This is a genomic window from Telluria sp. BA11 (assembly GCF_056680305.1).
Window position 1 is genome coordinate 4,783,028 of sequence record NZ_CM155275.1, and the last position, 18,295, is coordinate 4,801,322.

Genomic DNA, 18,295 nt, shown 5'->3' on the forward strand with positions numbered 1-18,295 from the left:
AGCGGAATATAGCAATCCGGGATCGGTGACGCGAAGCCTGAAGCAAGTTATTACATCTGACACAGATTGGTGGCGTTTGCCGTCCACCTGGCCGCCGCGCGCCGCCCGTTGGGGGCGCCGCGACGACCGACCGCGGTCACAGCCGGCTCGCTGCGGTGACGGTATCCAGTGCCAGCAGTTGCGACTTCTCGGCATTGCTCAGGCGCTTGGCAGTGACGGTCACGGTGGCGACCTTGGCGCCGCTGGCAATGGCCGCGCTGCTGGTATTGAAGGCGGTGGCGTTGGCGTCCGATACCTTGGCCAGATAGCCGACAGGAACGGCGATCAGGGCGGCGGCGATGAAGACGGCTTCCATGTGTTTAAGGACGTTCATTTTGCTTCTCCTTGGTGGTTGAGTGGTGTGTCGATGTGTGTACTTTAGGCGCGGTCCCGCACCGCTTCCAGTGGTGTGCGACGAGCCGCAGAAAACGGGGGGTGAGCTGCATCAGGGCGGTCCTGAACATGGGCGCGCAGCCCTGATCCGCTCAGCGGTTTCACCGTCCCTCCGCTAGTCCTGCGCAAGGGCGCATGGGCGCCACGCTAACGACTGGACTCGTGCATGACCGGCCCCTTCGCTACCCTGACCCGCAACATCGCTGCGTCACGCACGGCGCGGCGGCGCGCCCGCAATCTGCGCCGGGGCTGGACCATTTCGCTCGGTCCCGCCTGGGCCTGGGCCGCGCTGGCACTGGTGATGGGCGGCGCGGTCGCGCTGGCGCTGCACGCGCGCGCCTTGCCGAACGATGCCCAGGATGTTCCTGGCGCGCGGGCACTGGCGGCGCTGCAGCCGCTGGCGCCGGGTCTGGAATTTGTCGTGCCGGCCGACAGCGGCGTGTCGCTGACGCAGCGCGGCGCGCTGGCGCTCATCATTGCCAGCGGCATGCAGGCCGGTCCGGCGGTCAGGGTCGACCTGTGCACACAGATGCTCGATCCGGCGAACGGGCGGGTGCTGCCGCTGCGCGTCGGTTATCCGTTTGGCGAAGCGGCCGCGCTCGCGCGGAGTAGCAGTGGGCCAGCACGCAGCGTGCTGCTTGCGCGCGATGGCTCGGCCATGCCGCGCATCGACATCACGGGGAACGCGGGCACGGGCCTGGCCATCGCCTGGAACGCCGGCTTCGGCACCGCCAGCTGGATCAGCGATGCAACGGGCGGGGTGGCGACGCATGCGCGCCAGGGTCAGGCCGCGCTGGGCGGTGCGGGCTGGCTGCTGTGGCGCGGCGAGGCACTGCGCTTCACGCGCCGGCCAAGCGGCGCCTGCCCACAGGCCGGTGAGCTGGTGCTGCAGCATTTTCAACCTGGTCAGCAGGCCGCAACGACAGCGCTGGTGCAGGCCTTCCCGGCATCTGGCGCGCCGGTCACGCTGCGCTTGCGTCCCGGCGTCTGGACCGTGCCGCTGGTCCCGGGCGCCGGCCTGGAAGACCAGGCGCTGTTCGAGGCGCTGCGGGCGCGGGGCTTGCTGCGCCTTGGCCGCGACGGCTTGATCGAGCTGGCGCCGCGCGACTTGCTGGCCTGGCTCCAGGCGGACGAGCCCGTGCGCGCGCCGCTGCCGGGCTGGCAGCATTTTCAACTCGACGCGGGCGACCGGCGCCTGCTCGAACGCCTGCATCACCGGGCCGACGGCGCCTTCGTGCGCGAACAGGTGCGCGTGTTCAATAGCGAACGGCGGCTGGTAGCGTGGCGCGTGCGGCCCGGCGCAACGGCGATCTGGCAAGCGGCAGTGGCAGGCAGCCCGGCCGTGCGCGAGGCCGGCTTGCCGCTGGCGGCGATGCGCCTGTTCGCGCAGTTGCCGCAAGACTGGGCGTCGTGGAATCGTGTCGGCGGCTGGGAAGGCGGGCGGCGTGACAGCCTCGTGAGCATCAATGCACAAGCAGAAGGCAAGCCGCTGGAGCTGCTGGTTGCCGGCCGTGTGCGCAGTGTGCTGGGCGCCACGGTGGTGGCCCGCGGCGTCTGCGACGGGCGCGCCTGCCCGGACGCGGGCGCCGTGGTGCACCTGCTGCTGTCGCCGCTGCCGGGTGCGACGTCGGTCAAGGTCGAGATCGAGCCGCTCGACCTGGCCAGACTGTCTGGCGGCGCCGACGCCGCTTACCGCCATCTGAAGGTCGAGCGGGGCGCGCTCGCTTGGCAGGCGCTGCCTGCTGGCAGCCGCAGCGTCCGGCCCGCCGGCGCCGCTGTGCGCCTGGTCGATCGCAACGGCGACGCCCTCTGGCAGGATGGTGCGCCGTCGGTCCAGGCCACGCTGGCCGGCCTGGCGCCGCTGCTTGGCATGCACCGCCAGCACGACGGCAGCGTGGCCGGCATGCTGGCACGTCTGGGCGGGAGCGACCATGCGGCGAGCCTGACGCTCGATCTGACGCTGCAAGCGCGCGCCCAGGTGCTGCTCGACTGCATCGGCCAGCAGGGCGGCCAGTGGGACGGGCGCGTTTGCCGTGGCGCCCAGCCCGCGCCCGCCGAGCGGCGCGCCGGCCTGGTGCTGCTCGACGCCGGCACGGGCGACATCCTGGCCGCCGCATCGAGTGGTGGAAATAGTGCTGCGCCGGACAACTGGCCAGAGGTGCGCGACTTTGATCGCGCCGACCCGGCGCGCAGCCCGTTGCGCATCGCCGCATTCCAGCACGACGGCGGTGCCCACCGCGCGCCCGGCTCGACCTTCAAGGTGATCACCGCGCTCGGTCTCGAGCAGGCCGCGCGCGGCGACAAGCAGCTCGATGCGCTGCTGGGCGGCTTGCCGTTGCCGCAGGTCGACCGCATCGCAAGCGATGGCGGCTACGACTTTCGCACCGATGCGCCCAGCTACCCGGCGGGCGGCACGCGCGCCCGCATCACCAATTTCCGCGACCAGATCACCGGCGCGCGTGCTGCAGACGGTCGCCTCGGCCTGGCCGGCGCGATGGCGCACAGTGTCAATACGTGGTTCGCCTGGACCGGTGAACTCAGCGACCGCACACTGCTCGGCCAGCCCGACGGCGGCATGCCTGGCGCCACCGCGCTGGAGCCCGGGGCGCTCGACGCCGCGCGTCCGGTGGCGGCGATTGCGGCGCGCCTGGGCTTCGGCCAGCCGTTGCGACTGGATGGCGGTTTGCTGCCGCCAGACTATCGCTGGGGCGACTGGGATGCGCTGTCGGCGTCCGCGTCGCAGCTCGATCCAATCCACAGCCGCCATGAGCTGCGCCAGATGGCAATTGGCCTGCGCATGCAGACCACGCCCCTGCAGATGGCGCTGGTGGCCGCGAGCGTCGGCGAAGGGCGCAGCGTGACGCCGCGCCTGCTTCTGGCGCTCGACAGCCGCGATGCTGCAGCGAGCCAGGGCGCGCCCCTTGGTGTGCGGCTGGACCGCGTACGCGCCGGCATGAAGGGCGTGATCGATTACGGTACGGCAGCCGGTGCATTCCGTAGCCCGGCATTTGCTGCGCTGCGCCCCGGCCTTTATGGCAAGACGGGCACCGCGCCGGTCGGCAATGACGATCTGGCCACGGTCTGGTTCATGGGTTATCTGGAGCCGGGCAGCTTGCCGGGCCAGACCCGCCGTCTCGCATTCGCCGCCTTTGTCAGCCACTCTGCATTGACGGGCGGCGGCCATGCGGCGCCGGTGGTAGCGGCCCTGCTGGCATCCATGGCCGGGCAGTCGTTGGAAAAGAGGCACAAATAGGGGTCTCCATCGCGCCTGAATGCTGTAGTTGTATGGCATCATCTATTTCACTGTGCAACACTTGCGCAGCGAATCGAGGACGAGGAAGGTATGCGTTTACCGGGGACCCGGTATCAGGAGCACGGCTGGGAGCAGGTCCGCAAGTTGCTGGGTCAGTGTTCCCTGCAGGCGCTCGCCCGCATCGACCCCGCCACGCTGCTGGGCGCCGATACGGACAGTTCGCTGGCTGCGTACGTCGAGGCGGTCGCCCCCATCCTGCACGCAGGCGGCAGCCGCGCGCATGCCCCTGGCAACAGCTACGGCGAGACGACCGCCGAGCTGGCCCTGAGCCTCGTTTATGAATTGCAGGCACGGCCCGCCGACTGGGCCGCACTGTGCACGGCTGTGGCCACTGAAGCTGCGCGCATCGGCCCGTTCTGGACGCAACCTGGCGGCGACGCGCTGCTGCGCAAGAAATTCAATGACCTGTATGCGGTATTGCGCGACAAGGTCGACAGCGACCACTATCAGGTCGCGTGCGGCCGGCCCTGCAGCCCGAACCGCATGTACGCCTACCGGATGCTCGACACGGCCTACCACGACATCGCGCGCCTGTTCGAGAGCTGGCGCGAACATGCGCCGCAGATCGGCGCGATCCTGGGCCGCAGTGTCGAGGCGATGCCGATCGAAGTGCGCCAGCTGCGCTCGATCGGCGACTGCAAGCCCGAATGGATCATGCGCTGGAGCGAGAGCCTGGAAGCGCATACCGGCGCGCCGGGACCTTTGCACACGCGCTCGAAACGCTTCGCCAGCCTCAAATCGAATCCCGACAAGATCGGCGCGATGCTGCGCGAAATCGGCGAGTACGACGCGCTGTCGGCCAACCGCGACAGCGACTGGTTGCAGGACGCCAGTGCGGCTGATGCCTGGCTCGACGATTACTGGCGCGTGCTGAACGAGTCCGAACAGGGCAGCACTCCGGGCCCGGATCAGATTCTGGAAGCGCGCCAGGACGCGCTGGACATCGATCTGGATGCAGATCCGGAAATCGAAGCGCCAATGACGGCACCACTGACCTCCATCGCGCCCTGCGTTTCACTTCCCCCCAACTACCTGGTAGTGGCAGCGACGGTCGAGGACCGTGCCAGCTGGGCGGCGCGCCGGATGGCGCAGGACAGCTTGCCGGTACGCCTCGCGGTGTACCTCAAGCTGCTTGGGCCATTCGACGACTGTTATCCTTCCGAATGGTGCGACCCCGCCACGGGCGAATTGCCGACGATGGGCCAACTGGCCCTGCTCGATGGCGTCTCGCTGCCAACCCTGCGCAAGCGGCGCGACGCCGCGATACTGCGTCTGAACGAGGTGGCTGGACTACAGGAGGAACAACAATGGGCATGACGAACCTGGATCGCAAACTGCAAGCCGGCGCGCTGCTGGCGCGCCGCGTGGAAGGCGATGGCCTGATGCTGGCCGACGCCATCCTGCTGCAGGCGCTGGATGGCAGCCGGCCGCTGACGCACGGCGAACGCACGGCGCTGCAGGCGTCGCCCCTGACGCTGCGCCGCATGCGCCATCTGGCCAATGCAATTCGTACTCAGCACGTAAGCTGGACCGGCAGCGCGGGGCTGCTCCGCGCGGCCGACAGCGGCGCCCCGCTGGAGATGCTGCGCACGGATGACCGGATGTGGCGCCTGCACTTCGTCGACCAGGGCGGCGTGCCAGGCGTAGTAGTGCAGCTCGATCTGGACGCACCGGGTGCGGCGCAACTGCTGGCAGCGCGCGCGACGATCGCCGTGCGCGACGGCGCCGGCAGCGTGATCGTGCAGGGCAGCCTGGATGCGGACGGCGAGTGCGAAGGCCCATGGCCATTTGCGGCCGCACCGGCAGTCCATTTTCAACGGCATGGCGCGCGTTTCGATGTGACGCCGGTGCCTCCATCCACATAGTGCAGTTCCCGAATTCGCTCAAGGATAACGATGCTAGGTTCACTGTTCAGGAATCCCCTGCGACGCCCGCCACGGCAGGACGCGTTCGACGCGACCCTGCTCGGCAGCGTGGCAATCGCGTTGCCGGCGCCAGCCGGGATCACCATTCCTGCGCCGTGCGCCGCCGTGCTGGTCGACCGCGGTGGCCGCAGCCGGCGCCTGGCGACCGGCAGCCGCATCGCAGTGCTGGAAGGGGAAACCGCCTGGTGCGTCCATCCGGGGCCGTACACCTGTGACCTCGTCCCGTTTGCCGGCGCGCCCGAGATTGGCCTGCACGTGACCTTTGCCGTCGATGCCAGCGATCCGCGCGCCACGCACCAGCGTTTCGACCTGTTCCTGGCCAGTGAGGCGGGTAGCGCGGTCGATCTCGCGGGCTTTGGCGCGCTGGCACAAACGGCGCTGCAGCGCGAGCTGGCGCAGGGCAATCTCGACCTGCCGCCCTGCACGACGCTCGAAGAGTGGAACACGTTCCGGTCGGGCTTCAACCAGCTGATGTACACGCGCTTCGGCGTGACGGTCGACGATTGCGTGCCGGTCGACCTGGGCACGACGCACGATTATCCGGCGCTGCTCGAAGCACGGCTGGCGGCGCAAGCCGTCTTCGCGACGGCGGCAGCATCGACCGAACCAGCGGCTGCAATGCCAGCCGAAGCATTCGTGCCGGCCTGCGAAGATGCCCGCGCATTGCGCCGTCTGTTCCTGGAACTGCCGTGCCTGATGTGCGCGGTGCGCATGGCGGTACTGCCGGCCGATCAGGGTCGCTTCCGCCAGCATCAGGAGCTGCTGCGCCGGCTCGACTTGGTCAGCCTGTCGGTCGGCACGATGCCGGCGCTCGAACTGGCCGCGCCCGGCCAGCCACTGGCACCCGAGGAGCAACTGCGCCGCGCGCGCCACAGCCGCCGCGCCGCCGCCGCGCTCGATGAAGCCTGGGCACTGTTGGCGCGCATGAAGGTCGCCGGCGAAGGCCCGCTCGACGTGCTGTTCGACGAAGCCGACCGCATCGTTGCCAATCTCGAGACCGAGACGGCCGCGCGCCGCGTCACGCTCGTGCAGGACGAGGTGACGGCATGACGGCGCCCGTGTTCGAAGCAAGCTGCCGCAGCATCCTGCCCGACGGCAGCATGCTCACCATCACCGCCACGCGCCGCCCGCGCGCGGGCCGCGCCGACGTCAAGTGCAGCGTTCCCGGTGCGCCGGCGCAGGCCGAACGGATGCAGCAGGTGGTACGCCTGGCGCGCCATACCGAGCCGCGTTACGACAGCCGCGACCAGGTGGTGCTCAGCGCGGATCGCGCGTTGGATCCTGCCGCGCGCGACTGGGAACTGGCCGCCGTGCTGGCCGACCGCATCGTGCGCGGCGTGTTTCAGGCGGCGCGACCCGTGGTGGCCAATGGCTGGTCCGACGCCTGGCACCTGGGCCGGATCGATGGCCGCGCACTGGTCAATGTGCCCGACGGCGTGCTGGCGGGCGGCCCGGACGCCTTGCCCCACCTGGGCGCGCTGACCGGTCAGCCCGATCCGGGTGCAGCCACGGCCAGCGCGCGCGCCTGGTTCCCGCTGCACAGCGGCGGCGACCACGATGATCTCGGCTGGGTCGACGTGAGCGTGCGGCCGCTGGCCGGTGCGCTTGACGCCGACGACGATGCCATCAGCGTGCCCGACCTGGACGCGCTGCGCCAGGGCCAGGTGCGGGCCGTCCTGGCCGGCGCCCGGCATTTTGATGGTCGCGGTCAGGGCCAGTGGAAAACGACGGTGCGCTTTGGCAAGACGGGTTTTTCGGGCCACTCGTACGGGCTGGCGCTGGTGATGGCCGACCGCATCGCGCGCGGCCGCGAATTCATGGCGCGGGGCAGGGTGATCGCCACCGGCACGTCGAGCGCCTGGCATGCGGGCAAGGTCGAGACCGTGGACGCGCTGGCGCCGAAGTGCGCGCTGATCCTGCGCGAAGCAGGTTCAGGCGACCGCATCCTGCTGCCCAAGGCGTGGGAAAACGCGCTGCCGCAGGGCATGCGTGAAGCGCTGCGTGCGCGTGGCGCGAGTCTCGCGTGTGTGGAACGCATCGGCATCATTTGAGATCACAGGTTTGACATCGCGGGCGTGCGCGAGCGCACCGCGCCCGCAGACAGTGCGCTGCTAGAATCGGTAGGTTGGACTGCAGGTTGGCAAGCAGAAGGCAAGAGAGAAAACGGAGTCAGCTATGTTGCACATGTTCGGAGTAAACGGCGCCAGCTGCCCGCGGTGCGAGCGCAAGAATGGGGTCGATGCGCGCTACTGCGCGGGCTGCGGCGTGATCCTGGGCGCGCCGCGCAGCAAGCCGGTGCTGGTCGAGAACCGCTGGGTGCCCGCGCCCGATGAACTGGCCGTGTTCTTTGGCCTGCGTGAATTGTCCGGGCTGTTCGTCAAGACGCTGCGCGTGCCGGCCACGGCGCGCGGCTTCATCCTGCAGGGCGACAAGGCCACCGAAGTGCCGCAGGGCGAATACGAACTCGAAGGCTTCTTCACGCGCCTGAACCATCTGCTGCGCGACCAGCATGCCGAAATCCTCGTCACGCGCACGACGGCGCTGCCGGTGCCATTCGAGTTCGACGACATCCCCACCTGCGAGCAGCTTGCCATTTCGGTGCGCTTCACGGTCAGCATCAAGATAGAAAACGTCCCGGCCTTTGCGCGCCACTTCATGACCACGCCCGGCACCATCGGCACGCCCGAGTTGCGCGAACTGCTGGCGCACCCGGTGCGCCAGCTGGCGCTGGAATTCATCGGCGCGCGCTCGATCCGCGAGATGGCAGCCGGCGGCGCGCTGCGCGAAGAATTCGACGAACGCCTGCAGGGCGGCCTCAAGCTCCTGCTGGCCGACTACGGCCTGGCCGTGACGAGCGTGCAGACGGTGGAGCTGCGCCACGACAAATACGACGCCAACCGCGCGCGCGTGGGCAGCATGTGGCTGGCGGCCGACGAGCAGCACGTGCAACTGGCGCACAAGCGTCACCTGGACGAGCTGTACACGGCCGAAGAATGGCAGGGCATCAAACGGAGCGAAGAAGAAGCGCGCCTGCGCATCCGCCGCGCCGAGCTGCGCCAGGACGATGCGATCGCGCGCGCCGAGATGTCGCTGCAGGGTGCCGACCGCGCACACGGCGTGCGTGCACGCCAGATCGAATTGTATGGCCGCATCCTCGAAGCGAACTCGCGCGAGCAGGCGCTGGCGCAAGGCGCCGGTGAAGTACTGGCCGAGCTGCAGCACGAGGCCGCGCAAAAAGGGGCACAGCGCGCGGACGAAGCAGCGCAGTGGCAGCACCTGCGCGCGATGGCCGGCGTGCACATGCGCGCGGAAGTCGCCAGCGCTCAGCAGGAAGCGCAGCATGCGCGCCAGTCGGCGCAGCAGCGCTTTTCGCAGCAGCTGCTGCAGCAGCAGATCCGCCACAAGATCGACCAGGCGCGCCTGATCGAGGACGCGACGCGCCAGCGTGACGAACTGATTCGCCTGCGCGAGAGCGAAGCCGAAGCGGCGCGGCGCATGCGCGACATCGACGAAGCCGAGTACCAGGCGCGCTATCAGGCCCTGAAGCTGGCCAACGATGCGCGCCTGCGCGAGGCCGGCCGCACGCAGGAATGGGAAGACGAACAGGCGCGCCAGCGCATCGAAGGCGCCCGGCGCGGCGCCGGCAAGCTCGATGCCGAGGCCCAGCAGGACAAACTGCAGCGCACGATCGAACTCGAAGCATTGCAGGCCCGCTCGCTGCAGGACGTGACGCTGCACGCAGACGAACGCCGCGCCGGCCTGGGCGAAGCCGCCCGCGCAGGCGAGCGGGCGCACGAGATTGCGCTTGCCCGCCTGGCGATGGAACGCGCCGCGGCGCTGGGCGCGATGGACGACACGGCCAAGCTGGCCCTGGCCGATGCCGCCAATGCCGTCGTGCTGGCCGATTACCTCAAAACGCGCGTGCATGCCGACATGGATGCCGACCAGTTGACGGCGCTGGCCGGCGTGGCCGGCGCCGGCAAGGTCGACCTGGGTGAAGCAGCGCGCGCGGCGGCGCAGCTGGTGCGCGACGAACAGGCGCGGCGCGAGCACGAAGTGGACAAGGACCGGCGCCATCAGCTCGACCTCCTGAGACTGCAGAACGACGTGAACAAGGCCGCCTTGCATGCGCAGGCCGGTGTGGCGGGCGCGCGCCAGTGTGTGCACGGTCACGCCCTGCAACGCGACGATCGCGTGTGCGGCGCCTGCGGCGGCGCGCCGTCTGCCTGATCGATCAATGCAAACAGCCATCGACAAGATCCGCGAACTGCGCGCACTGCACGACGACGGCCTGCTGAGCCGGCAAGAGTTCGAGCTGCGCAAGAACGCGATCCTCGACGCGGCCTACCAGCCCGGCGAGCGGCCCGCGGATCCGGATGCGCTGTACGACGCGTCCTCGTCCGCGCCTGCAGCGCGCCCCGGCACCGAAATCGGCCTGATGACGGGCCAGGAAATCGGCCCGCAAAACCGGCGCTACCGGCTCGAACGCCTGATCGCGCACGGCGGCATGGGCCAGGTATGGCAGGCGACCGACCTGGCCACGCACGCCGAACTGGGGCACAGCGCCCAGGTGGCGCTCAAGATCCTGCCGGCGCATGCGACGTCCGCCGCCAGCCACGCCAAGCTCCTGATCCAGGAAGCCACGCGCGCGCGGCGCCTGGCGCACGAACACATCGTGCGCGTTTATGAATGGGCGCAGGACCCGGCCACGTCGAGCTTTTTCCTGATCATGGAGTATCTCGAAGGCGAAGACCTGGACGCCGTGCTGGCGCGCGAAGGCCGCCTGCCATTGGCGCGCGTGCTGGCCTTGCTCGACCCGGTCGCCGCTGCGCTCGACTATGCGTGGGACCGGCATCACCTGGTCCACCGCGACATCAAGCCGGGCAATGTGTTCGTCACGACGAAAGGCGACGTCAAGCTGCTCGACTTCGGCATCGCGGCGCGCGCGCGGGCCAGCGGCCCGGCGTCGAAGCTCGATGCACCGGCCACGTCCGGCACGGCCGGCTACCGCGCGCCGGAAGCCGTGATCGAAGGCCGTACGCCAGAACCCACACTGGACGTGTATGCGGTGGCCGTCATGATCCACCAGCTTCTCACCGGCGTGCTGCCTGGTGAGCCGGGTGGCACCGTGCCCGAGACGCTGGGCGCGCGCCAGTGGGAGGTGCTACGCGGCGGTTTCGGGCGCGATCCGGCGGCGCGCCCGGCCAGCGTGCACGCGCTGCTGGCGGCGATCCGCGCGGCGGCCGGGCCGTCGGCCGTCGAACAGGCGGCGCAGGACGCCCGCGAGCGCATCGAGCAGGAACGCGTGGCGCGCGAACTGGCCGCGCGGCGTGCGATCGAAGCCGAGGCGGCTGCCGTCATCAAGGCGCAGCAGGACGAGCAGCGCCGCGTGCAGCTGCGCGAGCAGCAGCGGCGAGAACGGCTCGAGGCCGAACAGGCACGCCTGGCGCGCAAGGAATCGCTGCGCCAGCAACTGCTGACCCGGCGCGATGAAGAAGTCGCCAAGACCCAGGCAGCCAAGGAAGAAGCTGCGCGCAAGGCCGCGCAACTCAAAGCGGCGGCAGCTTATCTGGCGCAGCAGAAAAAGGCGCGCGAGGACGCCGCTGCGGGCGCTGTTGGCGAGCCTGTCAGCCAGGAACGGGCGCCCGACGCAGCCGCGGCCGTGGCGGTGGCAGATGCGCCAGCAGCGGCGGCGCCGGTCGCCGACACCGGCATCCTGCGTGACGCCTTCATCGACGGCAGCGGCAGCGGCCCGGCGATGGTGCTGATCCAGACGGGGCGCTTCCAGATGGGTTCTCCCGAGCACGAGCGCCGCATTGCGATGGCGGCGGGTTCACAGAAGAACTGGATCGCGCGTGAAACCCCGCAGCACTGGGTCGGCATCGAGCGTCCGTTTGCGATGGGCCGCTATCCGGTGACGGTGGGCGAGTGGCGTGTCTTTGCGCAGGCCAGCGCCTGGCAGCCGGCCGGCGAGGTTGATTGGGCCGCGCCAGGCTTTCCGCAAACCGACGACCATCCGGTGGTCGGCGTGACGTGGTTCGACGCGCTGCAGTACGTGGCGTGGCTGAGCGCAGCGACCGGCAAGCGCTATCGCCTGCCAAGCGAAGCCGAATGGGAATACGCCTGCCGCGCCGGCACGAAGACCGCATTCAACACGGGCGACACGATCGCCACAACGCAGGCCAATTTCGACGGCACGTTCACCTACAACGGGGGGCCACGCGGCGAGTTCCGGCACGGCACCACGAAGGTCGATACCTTTGCACCGAACGCCTGGGGCCTGCACGACATGCACGGCAATGTCTGGGAATGGGTGCAGGACGTCGTGCACGAGAACTATGACGGCGCACCGGGCGACGGCAGCGCCTGGGAAACGGGCGGCGACCAGGTGCGCCGCATCCTGCGCGGCGGCTCGTGGCTGTACAACCCGCGCTACCTGCGCTCGGCGCTGCGCAACGGGTTCTCGGCCGTGCTGTCCAATGACATCGTCGGCCTGCGCGTTGTGCGCGAGCTGATGTAGACAAGACTGGAAGGCGCCGGGCGATCCGGTGTACAGTCAGGCATTCCCTTTCCTTTTTTACGACACCTGCCATGGCCATCGCGCACCTGTTTCGATCCCACGATAAAGACCTGGGCGGCGGTTTTACCGTGCGCCGCCTGTTGCCCGCTGCAGCCCGCCAATCTATCGGCCCGTTCCTGTTTTTCGACCACATGGGACCGGTGGAAGCGCCGGCCGGCGCCCGTCACGATGTGCGGCCGCACCCCCATATCGGGTTGGCCACGGTCACCTACCTGTTCGAGGGCGCGATCATGCACCGCGACAGCCTGGGCACCGAGCAGCGCATCGAGCCGGGCGCCGTCAACTGGATGACGGCCGGTAGCGGCATCGTGCATTCCGAGCGCACGCCTGAAGATCTGCTCGAACGCACGCGCCGCACGCACGGCCTGCAACTGTGGGCGGCGCTGCCGCGCGAGCACGAAGAAACACCGGCTGCGTTCAGCCACACACCGGCCGACCGGATCCCCGAGATTGCACTACCGGGCGCCACGGTGCGATTGCTGGTGGGCAGTGCGTTTGGCCAAACGTCGCCCGTGCCGACCTTCAGCCAGACGCTGTACCTCGACGTGCAACTGGCGCCCGGGGCGTCCATCGAACTGGACGACTTGCCTGATGAAACCGCGCTGTACGCGCCATTCGGCACGATCGAGATCGACGGCGAGCCGGTGGCCGCCAACACGATGGTCATGCTCGAGCCGGGGGCGGCAGTGCGGGTCAGCGCCACTGCCGGCGCGCGCTTTGTCGTGATCGGCGGGGCACCGCTCGACGGCAAGCGCTTCATTTTCTGGAACTTCGTGTCGAGCAGCCGTGAGCGCATCGAACAGGCAGCGCGCGACTGGGAAAACGACCGTTTTGTGCCGTTGGCAGGCGACAATGAACGCATCCCGTTGCCGCAGTGGCCGCCAACCTGGCGCCGCGACTGACCTTGCCGCGCGGCTAACGCGCGCCCGTTCGGTGCGGGCGGGCGTAATCTGGCATCACCCTTTGTGTGTCAATACGAATGAGGTGATGTCATGAAAATTCCTGAACACCTGCGTGCGCCGGCGATCGTGTTCGCCCTGCAGGCAGTGCTGCTGGCCGGTGCGGCGCTGGTCTTTCTGGTGCTGGTGCCGTCGTACGGCTGATCAGGCGCTGAGCGCGGCAGCAGGCAGGGTGCGGCGGTCGACGCTGCGCCGGTCGGTGCGCGCCTCGGGATAGGCAACGGGGACAAAGCGCGCCGCCATGCCAATGCCGGGTTGTTGCACCCGATCAAGCGTGCCACTGGTAGCCAGGGGCGCGTCGCGCCCGCTTGCCCGGTCACGTTGCCAAAAGCCGCCATCACGGTGGAACAGCAGTGGCAGGGCGACGGCGCGCGGCATTGTCACTGACTGGGTGCCAGCGCTGGCGCCGTTGAGCGCGGTTTGGCCAGCCGGCGGCACGGCGTCTGGTGCCATCAGATAAAAACACTCGGCCCGTGCGCCCGCATCAAGCCGGTGCAGCACGACTGCATGCGCCAGCAGCGCCGTCACTTCGAGCGTGACGATGCCCTTGATGCTGGCGGTCAGTTCGATGCGCATGCCCAGGCGCAGCTGCACTGGCATGTGCTTGCCGGGCCAGACGCCGTCGAGCAGCAAGCCATAGCGCGACACGTCTTCGATCTCGAACCCGGCGCGGCTGCGACGGATGATGGCGTGGCGACCGGACAGCCGGCGCGTCAGACCACCGATGTCCATGCCGGTGTCGCCATGGTGGGCCAGCAGCACGTCGGCGTCGGGCGCGTCGAGCTCGAAGCGGCCCAGCATGAATTCGTCGAGCGCGAACAGGCGCACGTGGCGCTGGGTGGCCGAATCGGCTTCGGCATGCACGAGGCACGCGCTGTCGGTCAGGCATGGGTGCGCGGCAGGCTGGGCCGGCAGATCGATCTCGATCAGGTCTTCGTCCCAGGCAATGGTGGTCATGCCCATGTCGATCTTGCCGGTGCCGTTGCCGCCGTCCAGGTTGAGATGGGCAATGGATGCGTTGCGGGCCACGACGTCGATATCGATGCGGCCGCCGCCCGGCGCATTGACGCGGGCAATGCCGGCGTCGTCGGCCGTGACGCGCACGTTCTTGTGCGTGGCGAGGAAGGTCTGGTGGATTTCCCCCAGGCTGGCATCCTGGCGCGGCACCAGGATCACGGGCGAGCAGGTCCAGGTGCGGCTGGCCTCGGGCGCATGTGCGTGGCGGCTGTGCAGTTCGATTTCGATGCGGTACTGGCCATGTTCGAGGCCGCGCGATGAAAATTCGAGGAACAGGGGCCGCCAGTCGCCGCGCGAGGTGCGCTGGAAGCAATAGCTCTCGCCGCCGTGCAGGCGCAGCGCCGAGTGCACGAGCAAGCGCACGTCGGGCGCGCAGTCCATCGGCATGCCGCGCAGTTCGAGACGCAGCGCCTGGCGGCCGCCGGCCGCGCGCGGATCGAACCCGCTGATGTGCAGTTGCGGGCGCTGCAGGCTGGTCGACGCTGGTGGCGTGGCCGGCGAGTTTGCCGGGACGACCGTGTCACGGCGCGTGCGCACGGCGCTGATCGTATCGAAACTGGTTGGCAAGCCATCGGCCACCGGATGCGCGGACTGCGGCAACGGCGCGGCATGTGCCTGATACGCGCCGGCCGCAGCCTCGGGCTGGGCATGTCCGTGCGCGCACCGCACCTCGCCGGGGGCGACCCAGACGGTGCAGTGCGGATGCGCGGGATTGCGGCAGCGATTCATGTCAGATTGATCAGTTTAGAAAGTTCGAAAACGGTGTTGCAAGCTTACGCTGTTTTCAGCAGGCATGGCGCACCGAGCTCGTTGATTATCAACATTATTTACCTATGGCATCAAATTGATTTGCCATCTTTCCAACGTTCAATAACCCGTATCGTCGTCGTCCAGCGGCAAGGCGGTTTCATCGGCGTGGCGGGGCAGGGGGCGCAGCACGAGCGCCGTCAGATTATCCGGTTGCAGACCAGCAGGCGGCTCGTGTTCCATCAGTCCAAACAGGCGGTCGACGAGCGTCGCCGCAGCCGGCGCATCGGCCAGCAGCGCCGGCCAGCGCGCGACAAACGCATCGGGCTGGGCGCACGACCAGAAGCCGTCGGTGGCCAGCAAATACGCTCCGTCGGCCCGCAATGGCAGCGCGCGGCGATCGGGCAGGTGGGCCAGCCAGCATGGCAGGTTGGCGGGCGTGAGGGCAAACAAGCCATCGGACAGGCGCGACGGATCGGCAAAGGCATTGCCTAGAATGAACGCCTGGGCAATCTGCGGCGCGTGGCGGCCATGGACTTCGCGCCACCAGTCGGCTTCGCCAAGCCGGCCGGCAAGTGCGGCGCCGGTGGCCGGTACGTGGTCGACCGTCAGCACCGTGGCCTGCTGCGCATCGAGTTCATACAGTCGCGAGTCGCCCACGTGGTACAGCAGCGGTGCGACGCCGGGCGGCAGTTCGAGCAGCGTCAGCGTCGTGCCGGGCCGGCCCGTCGCGCCCGTGCCATCGGCAAACTGCGCCTGCAGCATGGCGTGCAGGACATCGAGGTAAGCCGTCAACGCGTCGAGCGTTGTACATGGCGGCATGGCGACAAGGCCGGCAGCAAGTGCTTCGGCCGCTTCGCGCCCATGGCCATGGCCGCCCATCCCGTCTAGGACCGCCAGGCGGCCATGGCCGGCAGGCCACCCTGCAATGGTCGTGATGACTGGCAGTTGGTCGTGCAAATGGCAGGCGCGCCCGTCGAAATCGATGACGACGAGATTGTCCTGGTTTTCGCTGCGGATGGCGGGCCCAACGCCGACACGGCTCGTCACGGCGACGTCGAAGGAGGGGGCAAAGCGAAAATCGGCAAGCGTCGGCGGCATGGGTTGGGGGCGTAATGGTGTGATGACACTGAGTGATGCCACTGTACTACTGTTTGTTGGCAAGTCATGCGCTGAACAGATGCCCTTACTCGCGCCAACCACGGCAATGAACCTGCAGCCCGAGATACCGGTCATGGTATATTTACATTCCCAACGCTATCTTTTTGAGACGCGCCATGGAAGTCCGCCCCCTTGACGCTGCCGACGTGCCAGTCCTGGTGCCGGCCATGGCAGCGCTGCTGCGCAGCCTGGCACTGGAATTCGTTGTGCACGAATCAACGCCGCTTGGGGCCGCGGCATTCCTGGCCGAGAATGACGAGCGTGGCATTCGCGGCTACCTGGCGCGGGGGCATACCTGTCATGTGGCGCTCGATGGCGACCGGCTGGCCGGCTTCATCGCCATCCGTGACAACAGCCATCTGTTTCACTTGTTTGTCGGCACAGCCTGGCAGCGGCAGGGACTGGCGCGGCGCTTGTGGCACGTGGCGCGCGCCGCCGCCATCGCGCGCGGCGGGGACGGCAATTTCACGGTCAACGCGTCGAACTACGCCGTGCCGGCCTATGAACGGCTCGGCTTCGTGCGGGTGTCGCCGACCCAGTGCGTCAAGGGGCTTTCGTTCAATCCGATGCACCTCGCCTGGGCGGGGGATTGAGCGGGTTGTACGTTCGTCGCGCAACCGGCAGATGACGCGCTGTGCACTTTCAGTATATATTGCCTCGCGACAAAAGTTTTCGTTTTGGCAGCCGGTTACAATGGCGGTCGGTCCGTATCGGTCGGGCGTGAGCGACGCATTGCTGCGCCGTGCTCGGCGAGTTTTGATGATGATGATCCTGAATAACCTGATCCGCAAACTTCCTGCAAACGTCCTGCCCAAGGCAGCATGGGAGACATTGGCATGAGCGCGACTGCGCCATCAATGCCTTCCATTTCACGCGCATTCGGCAAAACCCTGATGACCACCATGGGCATGACTGTGGTGGGATTCATCTCATCCGTCATTACCGCGCGCATATTGGGGCCGGAAGGGCGTGGCCTGCTATCGGCGGCCATCCTGGTCTGTTCGCTGTCTGCCGGTGTCGCGCAGTGCGGCATGGGCAGCAGCTATCTGTATCACTTCGGCGCGGCGCGGCAGTTTCCCTATCTGCGCTTCCTTCTCCTGTCGCTGCTGAGCATCAGCATCTTTGCCACTGCGCTGGCCGCCGCGGGACTGCAGTTGAGCGATGCGGTGCAACTGCACCGCTTCATGTGGCTGATCCTGGCGTTTGCGGCATTCATGGCGAGCCAGACCTATCTTTACACACTCACACAACTCCACTCGGATCTTCATTTCTTCAACATCCTGCGCTTCACGCAGGTGTTCGGGAATCTGGTCCTGATGCTGCCATTGGTGCTGTGGTTCGACGTGGTGACCTTTGAACAGATACTGGCCACGCAATTGCTGATGCTAATCGGCGTCACGGTCATGGGGCTGTGGTGGGCGCGCAAGCACCGGATCTGGCAATTGAAAACCGATGTCAAGGCGCCGGTACAGCCCTGGGGCGTCTTGCGCTATGGTTTTCACCAGCAGGGCATCGGTTTGTTGAGCCTGTTTTTGGTCAATTTTGACAAGCTGTTTCTGCTCAATCGCGGCACCATCCGCGAATACGGTTTCTACGCGCTGGCATTCACGACGTCGCGCCTGATCGGCGCGGTGCAGGAATCGGCGTCGGTTGCGTTGTTCTCGCGCTTTGCCGGCCGGGATGAGCAAGCGCTGAGCCAGGCGGTGCGCAACACGTTCCGCGTCACTTTCGTGCCGCTGATGGTGCTGGCCGCGATCGGCGGCGCGTTATCGCCCTGGCTGTTCAATCTCATCTATGGCAAATCGTTTGCGGCGATGACGATGCCGTTCGCGATCCTGCTGTTCGAATGCGTGATCGGCGGCGCCAGCTGGACGCTGGCCCAACGTTTCACCGCCGCCGGACAACCGGGGCTGGTGCTGGCGCGCCAGATCATCGCCGTGGTCCCGGTGCTGATCGCCATCCCGTTTCTGCCGCAGGAAAATACGTATGTCTGGCTGGCGGGGCTGATGCTGGCGGGTGCCTGCCTGCGCCTGATCACGACGATCATTCTCGGGGTGCGCCGGCTCAATGAGCCGATGCCCGACTTCATCCCGACCCGCGGCGACCTTGCCATCCTGCGCCGGGTGGTGACGCGTGCCAAGTAACTTGATTTTTCGGGAGT

General features: G+C 68.0%; 13 protein-coding genes. 10 read left to right on the top strand and 3 right to left on the bottom strand.

Annotation, left to right across the window (positions count from 1 at the left end):
- Nucleotides 1-136: 136 nt before the first annotated feature.
- Nucleotides 137-373, bottom strand: a complete 237-nt coding sequence (locus tag AC1MGT_RS21215; RefSeq protein WP_499501954.1) for a hypothetical protein — start codon at nt 371-373, stop codon at nt 137-139.
- 225 nt (nt 374-598) lie between these two features.
- Between AC1MGT_RS21215 and AC1MGT_RS21220 the strand changes: the two genes are divergently transcribed.
- The 8 genes from AC1MGT_RS21220 (at nt 599) to AC1MGT_RS21255 (ending at nt 13,152) form a co-directional block, all read left to right on the top strand.
- A complete protein-coding gene (locus tag AC1MGT_RS21220; protein ID WP_499501955.1) occupies nt 599-3,685 on the top strand; it encodes a penicillin-binding transpeptidase domain-containing protein in 3,087 nt (1,028 codons plus the stop codon).
- A gap of 90 nt (nt 3,686-3,775) precedes the next feature.
- On the top strand, nt 3,776-5,062 hold the full coding sequence (locus AC1MGT_RS21225; RefSeq protein WP_499501956.1) for a hypothetical protein: 1,287 nt from the start codon (nt 3,776-3,778) through the stop codon (nt 5,060-5,062).
- Nucleotides 5,059-5,610 (top strand): hypothetical protein, encoded by a 552-nt coding sequence (locus AC1MGT_RS21230; RefSeq protein ID WP_499501957.1) that lies wholly within the window; start codon nt 5,059-5,061, stop codon nt 5,608-5,610. The genes AC1MGT_RS21225 and AC1MGT_RS21230 overlap by 4 nt, the downstream gene beginning before the upstream one ends.
- 30 nt (nt 5,611-5,640) lie before the next feature.
- The gene (locus AC1MGT_RS21235) at nt 5,641-6,720 is read left to right on the top strand and encodes a hypothetical protein (RefSeq protein WP_499501958.1); all 1,080 of its coding nucleotides are present in this window, start codon (nt 5,641-5,643) and stop codon (nt 6,718-6,720) included.
- Nucleotides 6,717-7,721 (top strand): hypothetical protein, encoded by a 1,005-nt coding sequence (locus tag AC1MGT_RS21240; protein WP_499501959.1) that lies wholly within the window; start codon nt 6,717-6,719, stop codon nt 7,719-7,721. The genes AC1MGT_RS21235 and AC1MGT_RS21240 overlap by 4 nt, the downstream gene beginning before the upstream one ends.
- 124 nt (nt 7,722-7,845) lie before the next feature.
- A complete protein-coding gene (locus AC1MGT_RS21245; RefSeq protein ID WP_499501960.1) occupies nt 7,846-9,900 on the top strand; it encodes a coiled-coil domain-containing protein in 2,055 nt (684 codons plus the stop codon).
- Between the two features lie 7 nt (nt 9,901-9,907).
- On the top strand, nt 9,908-12,190 hold the full coding sequence (locus AC1MGT_RS21250; RefSeq protein ID WP_499501961.1) for an SUMF1/EgtB/PvdO family nonheme iron enzyme: 2,283 nt from the start codon (nt 9,908-9,910) through the stop codon (nt 12,188-12,190).
- Between the two features lie 71 nt (nt 12,191-12,261).
- A complete protein-coding gene (locus AC1MGT_RS21255) occupies nt 12,262-13,152 on the top strand; it encodes a pirin family protein (protein ID WP_499501963.1) in 891 nt (296 codons plus the stop codon).
- 201 nt (nt 13,153-13,353) lie between these two features.
- On the opposite strand, the gene AC1MGT_RS21260 is transcribed toward AC1MGT_RS21255, so the two are convergent.
- Together AC1MGT_RS21260 and AC1MGT_RS21265 are read right to left on the bottom strand one after the other, a co-directional pair.
- Entirely contained in the window at nt 13,354-14,955 is a 1,602-nt protein-coding gene (locus AC1MGT_RS21260; RefSeq protein ID WP_499501964.1) for an FHA domain-containing protein, read from the bottom strand.
- A gap of 138 nt (nt 14,956-15,093) precedes the next feature.
- Nucleotides 15,094-16,074, bottom strand: coding sequence for a PP2C family protein-serine/threonine phosphatase (locus AC1MGT_RS21265; protein WP_499501965.1), 981 nt, complete (start codon nt 16,072-16,074; stop codon nt 15,094-15,096).
- A 176-nt stretch (nt 16,075-16,250) separates the two neighbouring features.
- Here AC1MGT_RS21265 and AC1MGT_RS21270 point away from each other — a divergent pair, with 176 nt between their 5' ends.
- Nucleotides 16,251-16,727: a GNAT family N-acetyltransferase gene (locus AC1MGT_RS21270; RefSeq protein ID WP_499501967.1), complete on the top strand. Its 477-nt coding sequence runs from the start codon at nt 16,251-16,253 to the stop codon at nt 16,725-16,727.
- 264 nt (nt 16,728-16,991) lie between these two features.
- Nucleotides 16,992-18,278 (top strand): lipopolysaccharide biosynthesis protein, encoded by a 1,287-nt coding sequence (locus tag AC1MGT_RS21275; RefSeq protein ID WP_499501968.1) that lies wholly within the window; start codon nt 16,992-16,994, stop codon nt 18,276-18,278.
- Nucleotides 18,279-18,295: the final 17 nt, after the last annotated feature.